The 17,283-nt window shown below is 48.0% G+C and carries 23 protein-coding genes; 17 read left to right on the top strand and 6 right to left on the bottom strand.

Annotated elements, in window-relative coordinates:
* Window positions 1-70 precede the first annotated feature (70 nt).
* Window positions 71-1,285 carry an MFS transporter gene (locus NST70_RS09355; protein WP_035187935.1) on the top strand — a complete coding sequence of 405 codons (1,215 nt, stop codon included), beginning with the start codon at window positions 71-73 and terminating at the stop codon, window positions 1,283-1,285.
* A gap of 102 nt (window positions 1,286-1,387) precedes the next feature.
* A complete protein-coding gene (locus NST70_RS09350) occupies window positions 1,388-3,565 on the top strand; it encodes a penicillin-binding protein 2 (RefSeq protein ID WP_035187937.1) in 2,178 nt (725 codons plus the stop codon).
* Between the two features lie 46 nt (window positions 3,566-3,611).
* On the opposite strand, the gene NST70_RS09345 is transcribed toward NST70_RS09350, so the two are convergent.
* Window positions 3,612-3,968: a hypothetical protein gene (locus NST70_RS09345; RefSeq protein ID WP_017550540.1), complete on the bottom strand. Its 357-nt coding sequence runs from the start codon at window positions 3,966-3,968 to the stop codon at window positions 3,612-3,614.
* 273 nt (window positions 3,969-4,241) lie between these two features.
* On the opposite strand from NST70_RS09345, the gene rpmG reads away from it, so the two are divergent.
* The 5 genes from rpmG (at window position 4,242) to NST70_RS09320 (ending at window position 7,507) form a co-directional block, all read left to right on the top strand.
* The gene (gene rpmG / locus NST70_RS09340; RefSeq protein ID WP_014098013.1) at window positions 4,242-4,391 is read left to right on the top strand and encodes a 50S ribosomal protein L33; all 150 of its coding nucleotides are present in this window, start codon (window positions 4,242-4,244) and stop codon (window positions 4,389-4,391) included.
* Window positions 4,392-4,611: 220 nt separating this feature from the next.
* Entirely contained in the window at window positions 4,612-4,788 is a 177-nt protein-coding gene (locus tag NST70_RS09335; protein ID WP_168986044.1) for a hypothetical protein, read from the top strand.
* 100 nt (window positions 4,789-4,888) lie between these two features.
* Entirely contained in the window at window positions 4,889-6,043 is a 1,155-nt protein-coding gene (locus NST70_RS09330; protein ID WP_017550537.1) for a rhomboid family intramembrane serine protease, read from the top strand.
* Between the two features lie 281 nt (window positions 6,044-6,324).
* Window positions 6,325-6,546 carry a YqgQ family protein gene (locus NST70_RS09325; protein ID WP_013859652.1) on the top strand — a complete coding sequence of 74 codons (222 nt, stop codon included), beginning with the start codon at window positions 6,325-6,327 and terminating at the stop codon, window positions 6,544-6,546.
* Window positions 6,539-7,507, top strand: coding sequence for an ROK family glucokinase (locus NST70_RS09320; protein ID WP_014098016.1), 969 nt, complete (start codon window positions 6,539-6,541; stop codon window positions 7,505-7,507). The genes NST70_RS09325 and NST70_RS09320 overlap by 8 nt, the downstream gene beginning before the upstream one ends.
* A gap of 304 nt (window positions 7,508-7,811) precedes the next feature.
* On the opposite strand, the gene NST70_RS09315 is transcribed toward NST70_RS09320, so the two are convergent.
* Window positions 7,812-7,985 (bottom strand): DUF2759 domain-containing protein, encoded by a 174-nt coding sequence (locus NST70_RS09315; RefSeq protein WP_014098017.1) that lies wholly within the window; start codon window positions 7,983-7,985, stop codon window positions 7,812-7,814.
* A 129-nt stretch (window positions 7,986-8,114) separates the two neighbouring features.
* Between NST70_RS09315 and NST70_RS09310 the strand changes: the two genes are divergently transcribed.
* The gene (locus NST70_RS09310) at window positions 8,115-8,744 is read left to right on the top strand and encodes an MBL fold metallo-hydrolase (RefSeq protein ID WP_035187941.1); all 630 of its coding nucleotides are present in this window, start codon (window positions 8,115-8,117) and stop codon (window positions 8,742-8,744) included.
* Window positions 8,745-8,812: 68 nt separating this feature from the next.
* Here NST70_RS09310 and NST70_RS09305 read toward each other — a convergent pair whose 3' ends face one another.
* Window positions 8,813-9,055 (bottom strand): DUF2626 domain-containing protein, encoded by a 243-nt coding sequence (locus NST70_RS09305; protein WP_014098019.1) that lies wholly within the window; start codon window positions 9,053-9,055, stop codon window positions 8,813-8,815.
* Between the two features lie 77 nt (window positions 9,056-9,132).
* Window positions 9,133-9,840 (bottom strand): helix-turn-helix domain-containing protein, encoded by a 708-nt coding sequence (locus NST70_RS09300; protein ID WP_014098020.1) that lies wholly within the window; start codon window positions 9,838-9,840, stop codon window positions 9,133-9,135.
* Between the two features lie 194 nt (window positions 9,841-10,034).
* Between NST70_RS09300 and comGA the strand changes: the two genes are divergently transcribed.
* The 9 genes from comGA (at window position 10,035) to NST70_RS09255 (ending at window position 14,767) form a co-directional block, all read left to right on the top strand.
* A complete protein-coding gene (gene comGA, locus NST70_RS09295; protein ID WP_061577075.1) occupies window positions 10,035-11,159 on the top strand; it encodes a competence type IV pilus ATPase ComGA in 1,125 nt (374 codons plus the stop codon).
* Window positions 11,059-12,123, top strand: coding sequence for a competence type IV pilus assembly protein ComGB (gene comGB, locus NST70_RS09290; RefSeq protein WP_235601868.1), 1,065 nt, complete (start codon window positions 11,059-11,061; stop codon window positions 12,121-12,123). Before comGA ends, comGB begins: the two co-directional genes overlap by 101 nt.
* Window positions 12,124-12,190: 67 nt before the next feature.
* Entirely contained in the window at window positions 12,191-12,502 is a 312-nt protein-coding gene (gene comGC / locus NST70_RS09285) for a competence type IV pilus major pilin ComGC (protein WP_013859645.1), read from the top strand.
* Window positions 12,499-12,942, top strand: a complete 444-nt coding sequence (comGD, locus tag NST70_RS09280; RefSeq protein WP_035187944.1) for a competence type IV pilus minor pilin ComGD — start codon at window positions 12,499-12,501, stop codon at window positions 12,940-12,942. The genes comGC and comGD overlap by 4 nt, the downstream gene beginning before the upstream one ends.
* Window positions 12,929-13,237, top strand: coding sequence for a type II secretion system protein (locus NST70_RS09275; RefSeq protein WP_035187947.1), 309 nt, complete (start codon window positions 12,929-12,931; stop codon window positions 13,235-13,237). Before comGD ends, NST70_RS09275 begins: the two co-directional genes overlap by 14 nt.
* On the top strand, window positions 13,200-13,685 hold the full coding sequence (gene comGF / locus NST70_RS09270) for a competence type IV pilus minor pilin ComGF (RefSeq protein WP_035184588.1): 486 nt from the start codon (window positions 13,200-13,202) through the stop codon (window positions 13,683-13,685). The genes NST70_RS09275 and comGF overlap by 38 nt, the downstream gene beginning before the upstream one ends.
* A complete protein-coding gene (comGG, locus tag NST70_RS09265; protein ID WP_014098027.1) occupies window positions 13,682-14,050 on the top strand; it encodes a competence type IV pilus minor pilin ComGG in 369 nt (122 codons plus the stop codon). Before comGF ends, comGG begins: the two co-directional genes overlap by 4 nt.
* Window positions 14,035-14,604, top strand: coding sequence for a shikimate kinase (locus tag NST70_RS09260; RefSeq protein ID WP_237680863.1), 570 nt, complete (start codon window positions 14,035-14,037; stop codon window positions 14,602-14,604). The genes comGG and NST70_RS09260 overlap by 16 nt, the downstream gene beginning before the upstream one ends.
* Window positions 14,591-14,767: a YqzE family protein gene (locus NST70_RS09255; RefSeq protein WP_014098029.1), complete on the top strand. Its 177-nt coding sequence runs from the start codon at window positions 14,591-14,593 to the stop codon at window positions 14,765-14,767. Before NST70_RS09260 ends, NST70_RS09255 begins: the two co-directional genes overlap by 14 nt.
* A gap of 32 nt (window positions 14,768-14,799) precedes the next feature.
* On the opposite strand, the gene NST70_RS09250 is transcribed toward NST70_RS09255, so the two are convergent.
* Together NST70_RS09250 and NST70_RS09245 are read right to left on the bottom strand one after the other, a co-directional pair.
* Window positions 14,800-15,591, bottom strand: a complete 792-nt coding sequence (locus tag NST70_RS09250; RefSeq protein ID WP_014098030.1) for a YqhG family protein — start codon at window positions 15,589-15,591, stop codon at window positions 14,800-14,802.
* The gene (locus NST70_RS09245) at window positions 15,560-17,263 is read right to left on the bottom strand and encodes an SNF2-related protein (protein WP_014098031.1); all 1,704 of its coding nucleotides are present in this window, start codon (window positions 17,261-17,263) and stop codon (window positions 15,560-15,562) included. The genes NST70_RS09250 and NST70_RS09245 overlap by 32 nt, the downstream gene beginning before the upstream one ends.
* Between the last annotated feature and the right edge of the window lie 20 nt (window positions 17,264-17,283).

The following is a 17,283-nucleotide window of genomic DNA, read 5'->3' as shown; positions in this document are numbered from 1 at the left end:
TTGCATGCGCTCGTGCATAAACGCCCCCGTTTTTCAAAACAATATAGGGGAATGGGGGGAGTTTTGATTTATGAAACGTGTGCAAAAATGGTTCGGAGATATAGAACTGTCAAAAGATCTGCTGCTGCTACTTGCGATCGGCGGGCTTTATTCTCTAAGCGTTTCGCTGTCCAATTCTTTCGTTAACATATATTTATGGAAGCAGACAGGGAAGTACATAGATCTGGCGGTATATAATTTATCGGTTGTTATCCTGCAGCCGCTTACTTTTATCATCGCGGGAAGATGGGCGAAAAAAGTGGACAGGGTCATGGTGTTCAGGATCGGGGTTGCCTTTTTGGCACTGTTTTATTTAAGCGTGCTGTTTTCGCGGGGGCATGCCGGCGATTTTATCGTTTTGCTTGGCGGGCTGCTCGGGATCGGCTATGGCTTTTATTGGCTCGCCTATAACGTGCTGACGTTTGAAATTACGGAGCCCGAGACGAGGGATTTTTTTAACGGCTTTATGGGGGCATTCGGATCCATCGGCGGCATGGCCGGGCCGTTTGCCGCCGGTCTGATCATTTCAGCGATTGGGAAAAGCGGCTATACGGTCGTTTTTGCGCTCTCTCTCATCCTGTTTGCCCTTGCCGTCGTCCTCAGTTTTTTTATTGCACCACGACCTGCACACGGCCGTTATTTGTTTAAGCAAATCGTAAAGGAACGGCATCGCAACCCGAATTGGAAACGGATTACAAGCGCCCATTTTGTCCAAGGTTTAAGGGATGGCACGTTTGTGTTTATGATTTCCGTTTTTGTGTTCCTTTCCACGGGGAGCGAGCTTTCTCTTGGCACGTTCGGGCTGATCAATTCCTGCCTGCAGTTTCTCGGGTACACGCTCGTTGCCCGTTATATTAAAATCAAGCATCGCCAGCGCTCCATTTTTTTGGGCGGGCTGCTTCTGTATGCGGCCGTGTTTTTGTTTATTTTTGAAGTCACCTATCCGAGAATGCTGCTTTATGCCGCAACGATTGCGATTGCTTACCCGCTTCTGCTTGTCCCGTATAATTCGATGACATACGATGTGATCGGCAGGGCATGGAAAGCAGCGGAAGCGCGGATTGAATATGTTGTCGTGCTTGAAATATTTACCAATGCTGGCAGAGTCGTTTCGATTTTGCTTTTCATTGCGGCTGTCACTTTTTTCAACAGCCAGATAAGCATCCGCGTGCTGATGCTTGTGATTGGGGCAGGACATTTATGCATTTCGCTTTTTACAAGGAATATTCGGATTGGGAATATGTAGGGCCGCCGTTTCCAAAAATGGCGGTATTTTTTATAGCCATGTCCGCACTTTTTCGCTAAAATGGAATGTATAGCCGATGGCGAAGGGAGGAGCAGAAAAAGGTTGAAGAAAAAGAAGCGAAAAAAGCGGTCGCATATTCCATTTAGAATGAATATGCTGTTCTTTGCTGTTTTTGTGCTTTTTTCGGTCTTAGTCGTGCGTCTGGGCATCGTGCAGATTGTCTACGGCCAGGATTACAAAAAAGAACTTGAACAGACGGAAGACAAGACGATCCATACTTCTGTTCCAAGAGGTAGAATTCTTGACCGGAACTATAAAGTGATTGTGGGCAATAAAGCGCTGAAGGCGATCACATATACGAGGACCCAGGCGGACGACAGCGGGAAAATGCTGACAGTGGCAAGGAAACTCGGGGAAATCATCAAAGTGCCGGATGCTGATGTGAAACGGCTGACGGATCGGGATAAAAAAGACTTTTGGATCCTAACCCATCCGAAAGCGGCAAAACAGCTCGTTTCCAAAGCGGAACAGGCAAAGCTCGACAACGACAGCGACAAAATATACAAGTTGCAGCTGAATCGGATTACGAAACAGGATCTGGATTCACTGTCGCGGGATGATCTCAATGTGCTCGCGATCTACAGCAAAATGTCGGCCGGCTATGTGCTGTCCCCGCAAATTATCAAAAACACGGACGTGACGAATAAAGAGTATGCGACTGTGAGCGAGAATCTTTCAGCGCTGCCGGGCGTAGATATTACAACCGACTGGGAGCGGAACTATGTGTTCAAAGAGGCGAACAGCAACGATTCGGTTTTGGGGTCAATCCTCGGCGATGTGACAACCGAAAAAGAAGGTCTGCCTGCCGACAAGGAACAGTACTACACGGCCCGCGGATACAGCCGCAATGACCGTGTCGGGAAAAGTTATATTGAACAGCAGTATGAAGATGTCTTGAACGGCGAAAAAGAAAAAGTAGAAGCGAAGCAGGATAAAAAAGGAAATGTCATCTCTTCAAAAGTGATTAGCAAAGGGAAGCCGGGCAGCGACCTTGTTTTGTCTGTTGACATTGACCTGCAAAGAGAAGTTGAAAAAATTATTACCGATGAAATCAAAGCGGCCCGCGCAAGCAATCCGCTTGTTGACCGTGCCTTTGTCACCGTTATGAACCCGAATACCGGCGAAGTGCTGACAATGGCCGGCAAACAGGTGGTCACAAAAAACGGGGCTGCGAAAATCAAGGACTTTGCACTCGGGAATATGACAACTGCTTATCCTTCGGGTTCTGCAGTGAAAGGTGCGACTGTTTTGACCGGGTACCAGACCGGGGCCATTTCGCCCGGGAGTGTATTTGTCGACCAGCCGCTCCATTTCGCCAGCACCCCTGTGAAAAAATCGTGGGTGACGTCTGGTTTTGGTGCGATTAACGACTTAAGGGCCCTGCAGGTTTCATCGAACGTATATATGTTCCGGACGGTCATGGCGATCGGCGGGCAGCATAATTATGTACCGAATGGCTCGCTTAATATTGACAAAATGAAAACGATCCGGACATTGCGCAAATATTTTGCCCAATTCGGGCTAGGTGTTAAAACCGGTATCGACCTTCCGGGTGAAGTCGGCGGCTATCAAACGGAAGTCCCGCCGAACAGCGGGAACGTGCTCGACTTTGGGATCGGGCAGTTTGACACGTATACTGCGCTTCAGCTCTGCCAGTATGTTTCCACGATTGCAAACGGCGGTTATCGCGTGCAGCCGCATATTGCGAAGGAAATCCGTGAACCGAGCCCGGACGGCAAGACACTCGGGCCTGTCGAAAAAGAAATCGGCACGACGGTCTTAAACCGTGTGGATATGAAGGAGTCATACATCAACCGCGTCAAACAAGGTTTTTATAACGTGGTGAACGTTCCCCACGGAACAGCTTACGGGCGGATTGATTCCAGTCTGAAAGTGGCAGGGAAAACCGGGACGGCACAGGCTGTTTATGGCGGTGAACTGGTGGAAAAATACGATGCGGCCGGAAGGGCACATCCTTCCATTTGGTCAGATGCATGGAATTCCACCTTTGTCGGTTATGCGCCTTACAATCACCCGGAAATTGCCATTTCGGTTGTTGTGCCATGGTCTTACATGGGAGGCGCATCCGACCCGCACACAAATTTAAAGATTGCGAACCGTGTGTTTAAAGCTTATTTTAACCTGAAGAAAAAAGAAGAAAGCCATGCTGCCAACACGGCCGTACCAACAGCCGAAAACGGGGCAGGCGGTTCGAACTAATGGCTGCGATCAAAAACGGATAACGGGGTTTCCCGCTATCCGTTTTCTATTCCATGGCACCCGTAATGATGCGCTTCACTTCGTTTACAGGGAGGGCGGACTGCCTTGCAATCTGTTCGAATGAAAGACCTTGCCGGAACAAAGCGAGCACCTGGTTTTTTACAATTTCATTGACCGGCATCCTTTCGCCGGACGAATCCGGAAGAAGCGGGTCGGCTCCAGGCGCCATGAATTCTTCTTCGAGCGTCTGTAATCTTTTTTTGATCTGGTACGTTTCCTGGAAAAATTTTAAAGACAAATCTTCCAGTTCCTGTTCTACCAGATGCACGCGGTCCTGGCGGAAAAACGAAATAAGAAACAATACCACAGAAAGCGCCAGTAACACCATCAGCGTCATAACCATCCATTTCTCTCCTTTTTCATTGCAAAGTACTATTGTTAGTTATATCACGATTTTCCGGTGAAGTGTACCGCCTTTCTGGCAAGAGGGGGCGAAATCGTGCAAGAAAAGGGGGAGCGGCGGACTTGCCCCCATTCAAGTGAAAATTTCACCTATACCGGCAGCCGGCGGGAAGAACGGTTTTGCCCGAAAAAACATACTGGCAATCGTCCGTGAAAAATGCTATGATAGATAAGTCGTATGCACGATCGATTGAGAAAGATGGAGGGATGAAACATGCGTGTAAACATTACACTGGCTTGCACGGAATGCGGTGAGCGTAACTATATTACAACGAAAAATAAACGTACGACCCCGGACCGTATTGAATTGAAAAAATATTGCCCGCGGGACAAACGTGCAACCGTACATCGCGAAACAAAGTAAACAGCAGGCGTTTTCCTGCTGTTTTTTCTTTTGCCGGGACTTACATATAAAATGAATTGAAGTTTTTACATTGAAACAAGGTCATCCATTTGCATAGGTTTCTTTTTGCAGCCGGCAACAAAGTAGCGATGTTTCGTTCATTTTATATAGCGGATAATTTTTCTCCCGGCAGGAAAAATAGAAATGAGTTGCGGAAAATTTTTTTGGGGGAGGAATCGCCATGAACAGATGGCTGAAGTGGATGGCGGTACTGCTTCTGTTTTCAGCAGCTTACCGGAACCGTTACCGAGTATTAAACACTGTATTTGGGTACGGCCCTGCGAGAAAATTGGCGGTCACGGCAGCAATGCGGATTCCCGGATTGCGGTCACGCGTCATGGGCCAGATTTTTCAATAACGGCGAAAAAAGGGCGGGTGTAAAAGGCCAAACGCTTTACACTCCGCTCTTTTTTTCGATATAGTTAGGATAAAATGGATGGAAAAAGGCAGGGGAAATCGTGAACAGCAGGGCAGATGTTTTGTTTTGGGCAATCAGCCGCCATTTTGTCGTGGAAAATGAGTACCGGATCATGTTTTTGAGTGAAAACCGGGATGAAATGTGGCTTGCCAATCCAAAAAAGAAGAATTTGCCGCTTGTGCGCCTTTTGCGGTATGACATCGACTGGGGCAACTGGTTGTACCGCGACATCCGTGATTGTTGCGCACAGGCTGAAGATTTATGCAAACAAATAAGACGGCTTGCTCCGCGCGTACTCAATATTTATGTGAGTGCGTATGCGCCGGTTGACGATTATGAAATTTATTTGGATGAACCGATGCATATTAATGGCGGAAAAACGGAACTCCATAGCGTATTGATTGAAGGGGAGAATCCTGATCCCGGGATCAGCAAGCTGCGTCAGTTTACGGAAGGCCGGCTTGCGATTGCGCCCGAAACCATGGGTGGGGACCCCTATGCATTACAGCGGATGGTGTTCGCAGCCGAGGCGCAACGGGAAGAGGAGGAACGGCAGCTGTTTGATGCGGGCAGGCCGTTTTTTACATACGTCTTTCTGGCCGTACAGATTGCCGTGTTTATTATCATGTCGCTTACCGGCGGGACGCAGAATACGCAAAACCTGATTCGTTTCGGCGCCAAGTACAACCCGCTGATTATGGAAGGGCAATATTGGCGGCTGATTACGCCGGTTTTTATTCACATCGGGATCATGCACCTTTTTATGAATTCGCTCTCTTTATATTACATCGGGCCGCTTGTCGAACGGATTTACGGTAAGGCGCGTTTTGCCCTGATTTATTTGTTCGCCGGGTTTACAGGCTGCCTGGCCAGCTTCCTGTTTTCGCCAAGCCTTTCTGCCGGCGCAAGCGGTGCGATTTTTGGCTTGTTTGGCGCTTTGCTTTACATCGGGACGGCTTACCGCGATCTTTTTTTCCGGACAATGGGATCGAGTGTCATTACGCTCATCATCATTAATCTCGTTTTCGGCTTCTCCGTTTCCGGCATTGACAATTTCGGGCATCTTGGCGGGCTTTTCGGCGGTTTTCTCGCAGCATGCATCGTCCACTTTCCGAAACGGAAGCGCATCGGTGTACAGCTTCCGGCTCTTCTTCTTGCCGCTTTCCTCGTTTATATGGGCCTGCGCGGCGTCTAATAAAGTATGCCCCCCGTTTCGGTTCCGGCCCGCTTCTTTGGCGTGCAAGCGCGGGCCTTTCGGGGGACGAATTCTGCCGGGATAAAAAATTCCCTCTTTGAGACCGCGGGTTGTCACGGCCATTCTTCAAAAAATGCTCCGGGCATGGTTTCACAGTGCACTTCCATGCCGAGCGGCCAAATGATCCGGCAAATTGCCGCAATTTGATGCTTGTTAGAAGCTGCACAATCGACTATACTTTTCTTTGGAACAGATTTTTATCAAACGAAAGCTGGGTCGAAATGAGAACGCTTTATGATGTGCAGCAGCTTTTGAAAAAATTCGGCATTATTGTCTATATCGGGGACCGGCTTGCCGATCTCGAGCTGATGGAATTGGAACTGAGACAATTGTACCAGGCAAGGGTGCTGGAAAACCGCGAATACGAAACCGCCCTGTTGATCATCAGGCAGGAAAAACGGTTGGAAAAAGAGAAAAAAATTGAGGGTGAGCGAAATGGCTGAGAAATGGATCATTGGCATTGATTTGGGGGGCACCACCACAAAACTGGCATTTGTGAATGAAGCAGGCGATATTTTACACAGATGGGAGATCCCGACTGTGACGGCTAACCAGGGGGAAGCGATCCTTCCGAATATCGCAAAATCGATTGAGGACGAATTGGCCCGGGTAAAGCGGGAGAAAAAAGATATCACAGGGATCGGCCTCGGCGTACCGGGACCGGTTGATATGGAAGCCGGCGTGATCTATGAAACCGTCAATATCGGCTGGGCACAGCATTATCCGGCTGCCGGGACATTGCAAAAATGGACGGGGTTAAAAGTGGTGATCGATAATGATGCAAACGTTGCGGCACTCGGTGAAATGTGGAAGGGTGCCGGGAAAGGTTCCGGGGAAATGGTCTTCGTTACGCTTGGCACCGGTGTCGGCGGCGGCATCATTACAGGCGGCGACATCGTCCACGGTGTAAAAGGGGCGGCAGGCGAAATTGGCCATATTACCGTTATTCCGGAAGGCGGGGCAAAGTGTAACTGCGGGAAAACCGGCTGCCTTGAAACGGTCGCTTCTGCAACAGGCGTGGTCAGGACAGCCATGGCGAAACTGGCTGCATTTAGCAGCGCGTCTCCGTTAAAAGATTTGTATGCCCAAAGCGGCTCGGTAACCGCTAAAGATGTGTTTGATTTTGCGAAAGCGGGCGATGCCCTTTCCTGTGAAATTGTGGACGAAACGGCAAAATACCTCGGGCTTGCGCTGGCAAGTGTGGCAAATACGTTAAATCCGGAAAAAATCGTGTTAGGGGGCGGGGTGTCAAAAGCAGGCGAAACGCTCTTAAACCCAGTGCGCGCTTATTTTTTGAAATACGCGTTCAACACGGTCGGCAAATCGACAAAACTGGAACTTGCCACATTGGGAAACGATGCTGGCGTGCTCGGGGCAGCGTGGTTGGCGTTAAATAAAATATAAGGAAAGCTCCCTCTTTCATGATACGCGCTGATTTTGCCATACGAGAAACAGCGATATCTGAAAAGAGGAGTTTTTTTCCAGCCTCCGTACTACAAGGGCGGTATGGCCGTTTTGCGCAAGTCTTTATGCTGCAGAGAAAAAGAAATGGTTTTTTTGGACTGAATCATCTAGAGACGGGCAGCCTGTTGCAAACTTGTGTGCTAGCGCGCACTAAGCTTTAAGACAAATTGAATTACGGGAACTTGCTTCGGTTTTTGGTGATGCAAAGATGCAAAAAAGCGGCATGACGCCGCTTTTTTAAGCATTAAGTAAAGGTCGGGTAGCCCGAATGGATGACGGTCATGATGGCAAACCAGCCGAAAAGGGCAAAAGAAATGATACCGAAAATAAATCCGAGGATATTTTTGTTTTTGGCCGCAGTAATGAAACCAATCAGTGACAGAATGGAGACGAGACTGAAAATAATGACTGTACCCATGACATCCCCCTTATAATGAAAAGGCATTCAATTATCTTTATTTTACAACCAGTCTGGTGATTTGTCGAGTAAATGAACAGGCATTTTTTGCGGATGAAAACATGATACAATAGGACAGGAGGGATACGAATGAAATGGAAACAATTGCCGGTCGGGCCCATTCAGACGAATTGCTATATCCTGTGGAACGAGGAAAAAGACTGTTTGATTTTTGACCCCGGGGCTGAATTTCACAGACTGCATGCTTTTATCGGGGAAAATGGGCTGAAACCGCACGCGGTGCTTTTAACGCATGCCCATTTTGACCATATTGGTGCTCTTGATGCAGTGCGGGATGCGTACAAGATCCCGGCCTATGTCCATCAAAAGGAAGAGATGTGGCTTGGGGATCCCGGGCAAAACGGGTCCTATTTTTTCGGGATGGGAGAAATCAGCGCGCGCGGGGCGGAAAAGCTGATCACCGGGGAAGACATATTGAAAATCGGCGCTTTTTCGCTTCACGTGCTGGAAACACCGGGCCATTCACCGGGCAGTGTTTCGTACTGGCTGCCTGAACACAACATTGTTTTTTCAGGGGACGCCCTTTTTTCCGGCAGCATCGGACGGACTGATCTACCGGGTGGGAATCACGGCGTTTTGCTGGAAAGCATTCATACAAAATTATTGGTTTTGCATCCGGACACGATCGTGCTCCCGGGACACGGGCCGCAGACAACGATCGGGGCGGAAAAAGACTCCAACCCGTTTTTGGAGGGATAAAAAAACCGGCATGCGCTGCCGGTTTTTTTAGTGCAAGAAAAAAGCAAGCAGATTTTAAGAGGAACAGGTTATTCGCCGAAGCCGGGTGTGAGTATAAACGTGGTGTAGTACGTAAAGCCGGCGAAGAAAATCGTTAAATACGCCCCAAAGATGTACATATACATGCGTTCGGACAGTTTCAAGTAGCTGACAAGCACAAAGAAACCGGTCTGGGCCAGAAACAATAAAGCGGTTTCTTTCATGCCGCCGAGAAAAAACATGACGGCCATTACACCAGTCCAGAAACCCAGTACGCGGTACATACGATCCAAATGAACCACCCCTTCTTTTTATGTCCATCAAGTTTTATTATAAAGGAATAAAGAAGGGGTGTAAACACAACCGGTGCTTAATTCGCAACTTTAGCAACTTTCACATGATAAATGCATTCGCTGCAATCATGGAGCATCGTTTCCTGCTGGTTGATGTCGAAATCGTCAAACAGTGCCTCAAACAACCCGTGAATATAGGCGACATGCATCTCGCAAACATCCGCCGAGTGATGGATTAATTCCCGGAACGGACAGTTGTATACATGGTAATCGAGTTCGTTCTTGTCTGTTGTTTCCAGCGTTTCGATGCAATATCCGTCCACGGTGGACACGCTTGCGAGCACAGATAATTTTTCGTTAAATGTCAGCTGGTCTTTTGTTTTATTCATGTTTTTTAAGATGTTTTCGATGATCCGTTTTCCGTACTCCCGGCCGATATCTTTCAAAAGGCCTGCATCTGCCAGTTTCATTTTGTTGATTGCTTCAAGCAAAATGTTGGACAGCAATTTGTATTCACGGTGCGGGAAGGAGAGTTCTACCACTTGTTCAGAGCTTTTATACAGCCTTGCCGGGCGCCCGCCTTTCCCGGTTTTGTTCAGTTCAGATGAAATCACCTTAACATCTTCGAGCTTGGACAAATGGAGCCTTGCCACATTCGGATGAATATGAAATTCATTGGCCACTTCCTGGACGGATACTTCGCTCCGTTTCTTCAGTACAAATTGGTAAATCGAGTAGCGGGTCGGGTCAGAAAGGGCATTGATCACTTTTAATGTTGGTTCCATATGAAACACCTCTATATTTTTTATCCTATTTATATTATAAATGATAACAACGCCAAAATTTGTGACAAAAATCACACACTTTTTTGTCGCTAAGAGAAAAAATAGCGAAAAAATTTTTGTTTTAAAGCAGGAATTTTGAAAGCCGTGTCGAAATGAGAGAATATCCCAAAAAGAAAGGTGGTATGTGATGGTTTATGTCAGTTGAAAAAATTGCGGAACTTTTGATCGGACAGGCGGTAAAAAACAATGTGACCGATGTCCATATCGTTCCGAAAGAAAAGCATTACCATGTCCAGTTCCGGCAGTACGGAAGGCTGTACCCCCACCGCAACCTTTCCGCGAAAGCCGGGGAAAGGCTGATATCCCATTTGAAATTTATGTCTTCCATGGATATCAGTGAAAAACGGAAACCCCAAAGCGGGTCGTTCGCCATGAACGTTTTGCAGCAGACGATCTCCTTAAGGATTTCGACGCTGCCAACCTCTCTTTCCAAAGAGAGCCTCGTTATTCGGATCTTGCCCCATGAAGAAAAATTCCAGCTCAGCCAAATTTCACTTTTTCCATCGAGCACAAAAAAAATAATGGCGCTGCTCAACCATTCGCATGGGATGCTGATTTTCAGCGGCCCGACTGGAAGCGGCAAGTCTACGACGATGTATACGCTTGTTGAGCACTGCGCAAAACGGTTTTTACGGAATGTGATTACACTGGAAGACCCTGTTGAAAAACAAAGCGACTCGTTTTTGCAGGTACAGGTGAATGAAAAAGCAGGTATTACTTACAGCACAGGGCTGAAAGCGATTTTGCGCCATGATCCGGATATTATCCTGGTGGGGGAAATCCGTGATGCCGAAACAGCAAGAATTGCGATCCGCGCATCACTCACCGGCCATCTCGTGCTGACGACATTGCATACGCGTGACGCAAAGGGCGCGATTTACAGGCTGATGGAATTTGGGGTGAGCATCCACGAAATGGAGCAGACTTTGCTCGCAGTCAGCGCACAGCGGCTGATTACATTGCGATGCCCGGTATGCGGTGGGATCCGCTGTCCGCATGATTCGCAAGATTGCCCACGCAGCCGAGAAAAGCGGCAAACCGCAGTATATGAGCTGCTGTACGGGAAAAATTTGCAGCGAGTGTTGAAAGAAGCAAAGGGGGAACAAGTCTACTATCATTATCCGACACTGAAAGAATGGCTCAGAAAGGGGATTGTGCTTGGATACATTTCTGAAGAAGAGTATCACCGCTGGATTGCCGAAGAGGAAGAAGCGGATAAGCCTCAAACTGCAGGGGCGCTTTCTTACCCGGGTCGGTGAAATGCTCGAAAACGGATTTCCAATTGCAGATGCTATCGATTTTCTCGGGCATGTGGACGGCGAACTGGATGCGCGTTCCATGAACAAACAGCTGCAAAACGGAACACCGCTCCATGACGTGCTGCTGAAACACCGGTTTGATGCCAATGCATGCATGCAAATTTATTTTGCCGGACGGCACGGGGAGATGGTTGCTGCCCTTAAAGAGGCGGGCGCCTACTTATTGAAAAAACATGAGGATGCCCTTGCCTTTTGGAAACTGATCCGTTATCCGCTCCTATTGGCAGCCGCGCTGTTTATCGCCACGGCTTTTGTGAGAAACGTGCTGCTGCCGCAATTTGAACATATGTATGTCGCAATGGACTACAAACCTTCGCGAAATCTCCGGCTGTTCCTTACTATCATGGAACAGGCCCCGCATGTTATCCTGGTTTCAAGTATTTTTCTCTTCCTATTTTTCACACTCTTTTTTCTCTATTTTAAACGAAAAAAACCGCTGAGGCAGGCGGCGTGGCTTTCGCGGCTGCCGGTATCCCGCTTTTACTATACCAGCTATTACAGCCAGTTTTTGGCAAGAGAATGGAGCTTTATGCTGAAAAGCGGTTTTTCCGTCTATGAAATTTTGCATGTCATGGAATCGCAAAATTTTAAGCCGCTTTGGCGCGATACTGCAAAATATTTGCGCGAAAAACTGCTTGCTGGTGAGACGTTCTCCCGGGCCCTGGCTTCTGTCCCGTTTATCGAGCCACAGCTGGTCATTTTGGTCCGCCACGGGGAGAAAAACGGGCGCCTTGATCAGGAGCTCTATTATTACAGCCAAATTAGCTTGAAAAGAATGGAAGAGAAAATCCAAAGCCTGTTCGGGCTGATTCAACCGGTTGTGTTTATTTTCATCGGTTTCTTTTTGGTCGCCATTTATTTGTCGATCATGCTGCCGATGTTCCAGATGATTGACGCGGTTTAACCGGGGAAGGCGTGCCGGATGGCGGGGCTTCAAGCCTTCCCACAAAAAAAGAAAGGAGAAATTGTCCATGTCTTTTATCAAAAATGAAAAAGGGTTTACGCTGATAGAAATGCTGATTGTTTTGCTCGTCATTACGGTTCTCTTGTTTTTGATGATTCCGAACATTTCCAAGCATACCGATGCGATCAATAATAAAGGCTGCGATGCGTTCATTGCGATGGTGCAGGGACAGGTGCAGGCGTATGAAATGGACCACAATGAATATCCGTCATCCATCAGCCAGTTAAAAGACGGCGGCTATGTATCGAAAACGAGCTGCCCGAATGGAAACGGAGTGAACATCGGGGCGGACGGGAAGGTAACGGAGGTTGCAAAGTGAAGCGGCCAAAAAACGAAGCCGGTTTTACCTTTCCGGAAATGCTCGTTGTTTTGTTGATTGTATCCGTGATCACCGCCCTTGCGTTTGCCGGTTTTAAGCCGGTGAAACATACGATCGTCAAAAAAATGTTCATCAACCAGCTTGAAAACGATTTGTACTTGGCACAAACGGACGCGATTTCTCGCCAGACGAACGTTTACGTCCAATTTTTCCGCCAGAGCAATATGTACTCCATTTTCGAAGCGAGGAAAAATGCGACGATTATAAAAAGAAGGCTTCCGGAAGGCATCAAAATGTTCGAAAACGGCAGCTTTCATTCCTATGCAATTGGGCCGGACGGGAATGTCACCCAGTTCGGCACGCTCTATTTCCAGTCCGGCCAAGAACAAATCAAGCTGGTTACGCATATTGGAAGCGGGCGGTTTTATGTCGAAGAATGAACGGGGCTTTACTTTTCCGGAAGTCATCGCTGCGTTTGCCGTATTTTGCCTGATGGCGGCCTGCCTGTTCCCGCCGTTTCTCCATATGCTTGGTCAAATCAAAGAGGCAAAACAAGAGATGGAGGCAGCCCGTTTTTTATACGAAAAAACGGAGGAATGGACTTTTACCGGAAAAGTCGTTGAAAAAGAAAAAAAGGTGGGCGGGGCCACATGGACATTTCAAATCAAAGACAATGGCAGAAAGGCATGTGTCAAACATGAACAAAACACGACTTGCGTTTCGCTCCAGCAATGAAAAAGGCTTTACGCTGCTTGAAAGCGTGTGCGTACTGCTTCTCGTCACTTCCTTGTTCTCACTTTTTCCCCTGGCAGTGAAAACATTCGGGACAGCCGGGGAAGCATTCCGGCCGGAAGAAGATGAAGAGTGGAATCTTTTTCTCATGCAGTTGCGTAAAGAAATCCGGATAAGCACCTCGTGCCAGGCAGCCCAAAATACTTTGAAACTGAACGAGGCAGGAAGGACGGTTACGTATGAACCATACCAGAACAGTCTGCGGCGGAGAGTGGACGGTGAAGGGCATCAAATTGTGCTTCAAAATGTGCAGTCCATCCAATTTGCGGCAACAGGAAACGGGGTCAAAGTGGCCGCCGTTTATCCGAATGGCGCGGAAAGAACAGCGGAAATGACCTTTCTTTCCCGCCATGCGGTTGATCCCGGCCAATCGGAAGGCGTTGCCCGATGAACAGGCAAAAAGGGTTTATTTTGCCGGTGGTGCTGTTTTTGGCGCTTGCCGCATGCAGTATGGTCATTTCGGGAACGGACATTTATCTCGGCGAAAAGAAATATGCCGTGCTGGTGAAGGAATATTATTTGCGGAATACCATGTCGCTTTTCGCCATCAGGGAGGCGGCGCAAAAATTGGAAAAAGGCGACAAAAGCCCGGGGGAACTCCGTTTTTCAGACGGAAAGGTGTCTTACAGTATCAAACAGGACGGAGATACTGCAGTGATTTCTTTAACTGCGGAAAATGAGAGTGGTGAACCGTTTAAAAGTACGATACGATATAATCAGACAGAAAAAAAGGTGTTTCAATGGGAGGAACGATGAACAAAAGGATCTATTTGACCGGGTTTATGGGTGCCGGAAAAACGACTGTCGGCCATGCGCTCGCCTCGCTCTTGGGAAGTAGGGCGACGGACTTGGACCGCTGGATTGAAGAAGAGGAAGGAATGCCGCCCGCTGCCATTTTCGCTGTAAAAGGAGAAGCCTATTTTCGCCGGAAAGAAACAGAGATGCTGAAACGGGCCACATCGCTTGCAGGGGTGATCATGACAGGCGGGGGAATTGTCATGCGGGAAGAAAACGTCTGTCTATTAAAACGAGACGGCGTGACGGTTTTTCTGGATTGCGATCCGGAAATATTGGTTTCACGCATTCAAAATGACCCCTCAAGACCTGTTGCAGCAGGAAGGACAAAGGAGGAGATCATCTCCCTTTATAAAAAAAGGCGGCCGTTTTACCTTTCTTGTGCCGATTTGGTTATTGATACGACGGGAAAATCGGTGGCGGAAATTGTTGCGGAAATTTCCGGCCGCATAAAAACGGAAGCTTTCGGGTATACTGGCGCCTGTAAGGACGGTGGCGCCAATGTCGACAAATGATTATGTCAAATTGCTGACACAAACATGGATGCAGCATGTGAGCACGCCAAAAAGCGAGCGGCAGAAAAAGCGGAACGAGAAAAAGGAAGAGATGCCGCCTTTTGCCGAAAGATGGTTCGGTATCCTCCCTTATTTTTTCCTCTTTTTCAAAAGAAAACAGTAGAAAGCAGGCAGCCTTTTTTGCGGGCTGCCTGCTTATATAAACGCATCTTTTAAATAAAAGAGGCCACCGTTTAGGACATGAACGGTAATTTTCGGCTCATACTGTTCCTTTAGTGCCTGTTTTTCAATTTCATACGATTCCGGGCACTCTTCCATATCTTCGTAAAAATGGTCCAACAGCGCGAGATCCTGGTGCCACCGTTTTACCGCTTCTTCCGCCCAATGATGCGGCTCTTTCGCCAGGCCCTGCCGGATATAATGTTCAATCCTTTTGACGGCGCTTTTTAGCATGATGATCGGCGTCAGGGTAAAACAATAATCCGGAATTTTCGGCGCCAGCGTCCGCTGCTCCAACAAGTCCTGAAAATTTTCAGCCATTGTGCCGTGGATCAAATTCAACCCGATCGAACGGAACACATCTTTTTTTAAATCACAGCGGTACGAAATTTTAACATTCATCCCAAGCCAAGGGTAAAGCGGCACCTGTTTCTGCCCGGGATGGACGTCTTCAAACAGGCGGATATAGCGGGAAAACTGCTTTGCCGTCTCGAAAATCTGGTTCAGGCGGGGGCTTCCAAAATGGACCGGCTCTCCTTTCACCGTATCCGGTGCTTTTTCCCGGTCCGTAATGAACGTGACGGTCATCGGATTCGGGATGCCGCCTGTTTTTTCAAGATAGGACCAGTAAAACGGCCGGTTCATTAACGCTTTATCGAGTTCAATGGTTAATTGCACCGTCATCCAGCCGGGGCGGTTTTCAACCAATACAGCGCCGTTTGCTTCAAAAAAGCGTTCAAGATATTGATGTATTTCTTCCTGCAGCATCCGCATGCCCCTCCTCTTTCCGTATCGCTTCCGCAAATTCGATCATTTGGGTGAGATTTTCCATTTTGATGTTCATTTCGCCTTCTGATTGCGAGTTTTGGAAGACATCCAGCAGATGGTCTTCCAGTTTTCCGAATTCGAGCCGGGTCAGAATTTCATCGAGTTCCCCGATCACCCGCTCAAACAAATGGATTTTTTCGTACAACAGTTTCAGAATATGTTCTTCAACCGTATTTTTGGTCGCAAAGTTGTAAATATGCACGTCCTTTTCCTGGCCGAGGCGGTGGACGCGCCCGATCCTTTGCTCGAGCCGCATCGGGTTCCACGGCAGGTCAAAATTGATCATATGGTGGCAAAATTGCAGGTTGATCCCTTCACCGCCCGCTTCTGTCGCAATGAGCACCTGGGCGTGGTTTTCAAACAGCTGCCGCATCCAGTCTTTTTTGCCGCGCTTAAAGCCGCCGCGGAACGGGACGGATGAAATGCCGTGTTGTTTTAAAAACCATTGCAGGTAAAGCTGTGTTGCCCGGTATTCCGTAAAAATAATCACTTTATCATCAATGTTTTGGATCAGCTCGAGCGCTTTTTCCGCTTTTGAATTGGTTTTTACCGCTTCAATTTTCTGGATCAGCGCAGCAACGGTTTCTTCTAAAACGGGCGAGGGCTGCTCCGTTTTTTTCAGCAGGTTTTTTAAGGTTACAAAAACGGCTTCCCGGCTCGAACACGCCTCGCGCTGCAGCGTCAACAGCGAAAAGCCGGCGCGGCTGTACGATTCGCTGCCTTGCCGGATCGTTTGCAGCGCGTCATACAGTTCGCGCTCTTCTTTACTGAAGTCAATCAGCACCGTTTCAACGCGCCGTTTTGTCCATTCCACCCCGGTGTTTGTGCGCCGGTTCCGGATCATCACTTTGCTGACCAGCTCCCGCAAATGTTCGTCTTCCTTCACCTGCCTGTCCCCTTTTTTATATTTTTTGCTGAAATTCGATTCGCTGCCTAAATGGCCTGGCTTTAAAAGGGAGACAAGGTGGAAGATTTCATCGATCCGGTTTTGAATCGGTGTTGCCGTCAAAAGCAGGCAGAATTTCTTCTTTAAGCCTTGAACAAAGGCGTAATTTTTTGTATTCGGATTTTTTAACTTATGCGCCTCGTCAATAATAATCATGTCATACTGCTGCTTGTAAATGATGTCACGGTGCGGGCTTCTTTTTGCGGTGTCAATGGAAGAGACAACACAGTCATACTGCTCCCACATATAACTTTTCTTTTGCCCGACAGCGGGGATATGGAATTTGCTGTTCAGTTCCGCGACCCATTGCGATACGAGCGACGCCGGAACTAAAATGAGCACTTTTTTTGCTAGCCCGCGAATCATATATTCTTTTAAAATAAGGCCGGCTTCAATCGTTTTTCCAAGCCCGACTTCATCCGCCAAAATGGCTTTGCCGTTCATTTTTTCAACGACCTGGCGGGCAACCTCCAGCTGGTGCGCAAGCGGTTTGACATTGGCCAGATGCTTTGGCGCCTGCAATCCTTCAAATTCAGGAATGACCAGCCGTTTTTCCATTTCCACTGCAAGCTTATAAAGTTCCCATTTTCCCCACGGCCCGTCGTCCTGATAGCGTTCCATCAATCCCGTTTCCCATGAGCGGTCAAATTCAATGTTGACTTCCATGCTGCCTGCACTCCTTTTCC

Source organism: Weizmannia sp. FSL K6-0777, assembly GCF_038593185.1.
GTDB lineage: Bacteria > Bacillota > Bacilli > Bacillales > Bacillaceae_C > Weizmannia > Weizmannia faecalis.
The sequence above is the reverse complement of the archived record's forward strand: the minus strand, read 5'-3'. Positions and strand labels throughout refer to the sequence as shown.

Excerpts from the sequence above, each read along its gene's own strand:
- NST70_RS09345 (WP_017550540.1), bottom strand. The coding sequence starts at position 3,968 with ATGGTTATGACGCTGATGGTGTTACTGGCGCTTTCTGTGGTATTGTTT.
- NST70_RS09260 (WP_237680863.1), top strand. The coding sequence starts at position 14,035 with ATGGGAGGAACGATGAACAAAAGGATCTATTTGACCGGGTTTATGGGT.
- NST70_RS09335 (WP_168986044.1), top strand. The coding sequence starts at position 4,612 with ATGAACAGATGGCTGAAGTGGATGGCGGTACTGCTTCTGTTTTCAGCA.
- NST70_RS09275 (WP_035187947.1), top strand. The coding sequence starts at position 12,929 with ATGTCGAAGAATGAACGGGGCTTTACTTTTCCGGAAGTCATCGCTGCG.
- comGF (WP_035184588.1), top strand. The coding sequence starts at position 13,200 with ATGAACAAAACACGACTTGCGTTTCGCTCCAGCAATGAAAAAGGCTTT.
- NST70_RS09245 (WP_014098031.1), bottom strand. The coding sequence starts at position 17,263 with ATGGAAGTCAACATTGAATTTGACCGCTCATGGGAAACGGGATTGATG.
- rpmG (WP_014098013.1), top strand. The coding sequence starts at position 4,242 with ATGCGTGTAAACATTACACTGGCTTGCACGGAATGCGGTGAGCGTAAC.
- NST70_RS09250 (WP_014098030.1), bottom strand. The coding sequence starts at position 15,591 with ATGCTGCAGGAAGAAATACATCAATATCTTGAACGCTTTTTTGAAGCA.
- NST70_RS09320 (WP_014098016.1), top strand. The coding sequence starts at position 6,539 with ATGGCTGAGAAATGGATCATTGGCATTGATTTGGGGGGCACCACCACA.
- NST70_RS09310 (WP_035187941.1), top strand. The coding sequence starts at position 8,115 with ATGAAATGGAAACAATTGCCGGTCGGGCCCATTCAGACGAATTGCTAT.
- NST70_RS09315 (WP_014098017.1), bottom strand. The coding sequence starts at position 7,985 with ATGGGTACAGTCATTATTTTCAGTCTCGTCTCCATTCTGTCACTGATT.
- NST70_RS09355 (WP_035187935.1), top strand. The coding sequence starts at position 71 with ATGAAACGTGTGCAAAAATGGTTCGGAGATATAGAACTGTCAAAAGAT.
- NST70_RS09300 (WP_014098020.1), bottom strand. The coding sequence starts at position 9,840 with ATGGAACCAACATTAAAAGTGATCAATGCCCTTTCTGACCCGACCCGC.
- comGG (WP_014098027.1), top strand. The coding sequence starts at position 13,682 with ATGAACAGGCAAAAAGGGTTTATTTTGCCGGTGGTGCTGTTTTTGGCG.
- comGA (WP_061577075.1), top strand. The coding sequence starts at position 10,035 with ATGTCAGTTGAAAAAATTGCGGAACTTTTGATCGGACAGGCGGTAAAA.
- NST70_RS09325 (WP_013859652.1), top strand. The coding sequence starts at position 6,325 with ATGAGAACGCTTTATGATGTGCAGCAGCTTTTGAAAAAATTCGGCATT.
- comGC (WP_013859645.1), top strand. The coding sequence starts at position 12,191 with ATGTCTTTTATCAAAAATGAAAAAGGGTTTACGCTGATAGAAATGCTG.
- NST70_RS09255 (WP_014098029.1), top strand. The coding sequence starts at position 14,591 with ATGTCGACAAATGATTATGTCAAATTGCTGACACAAACATGGATGCAG.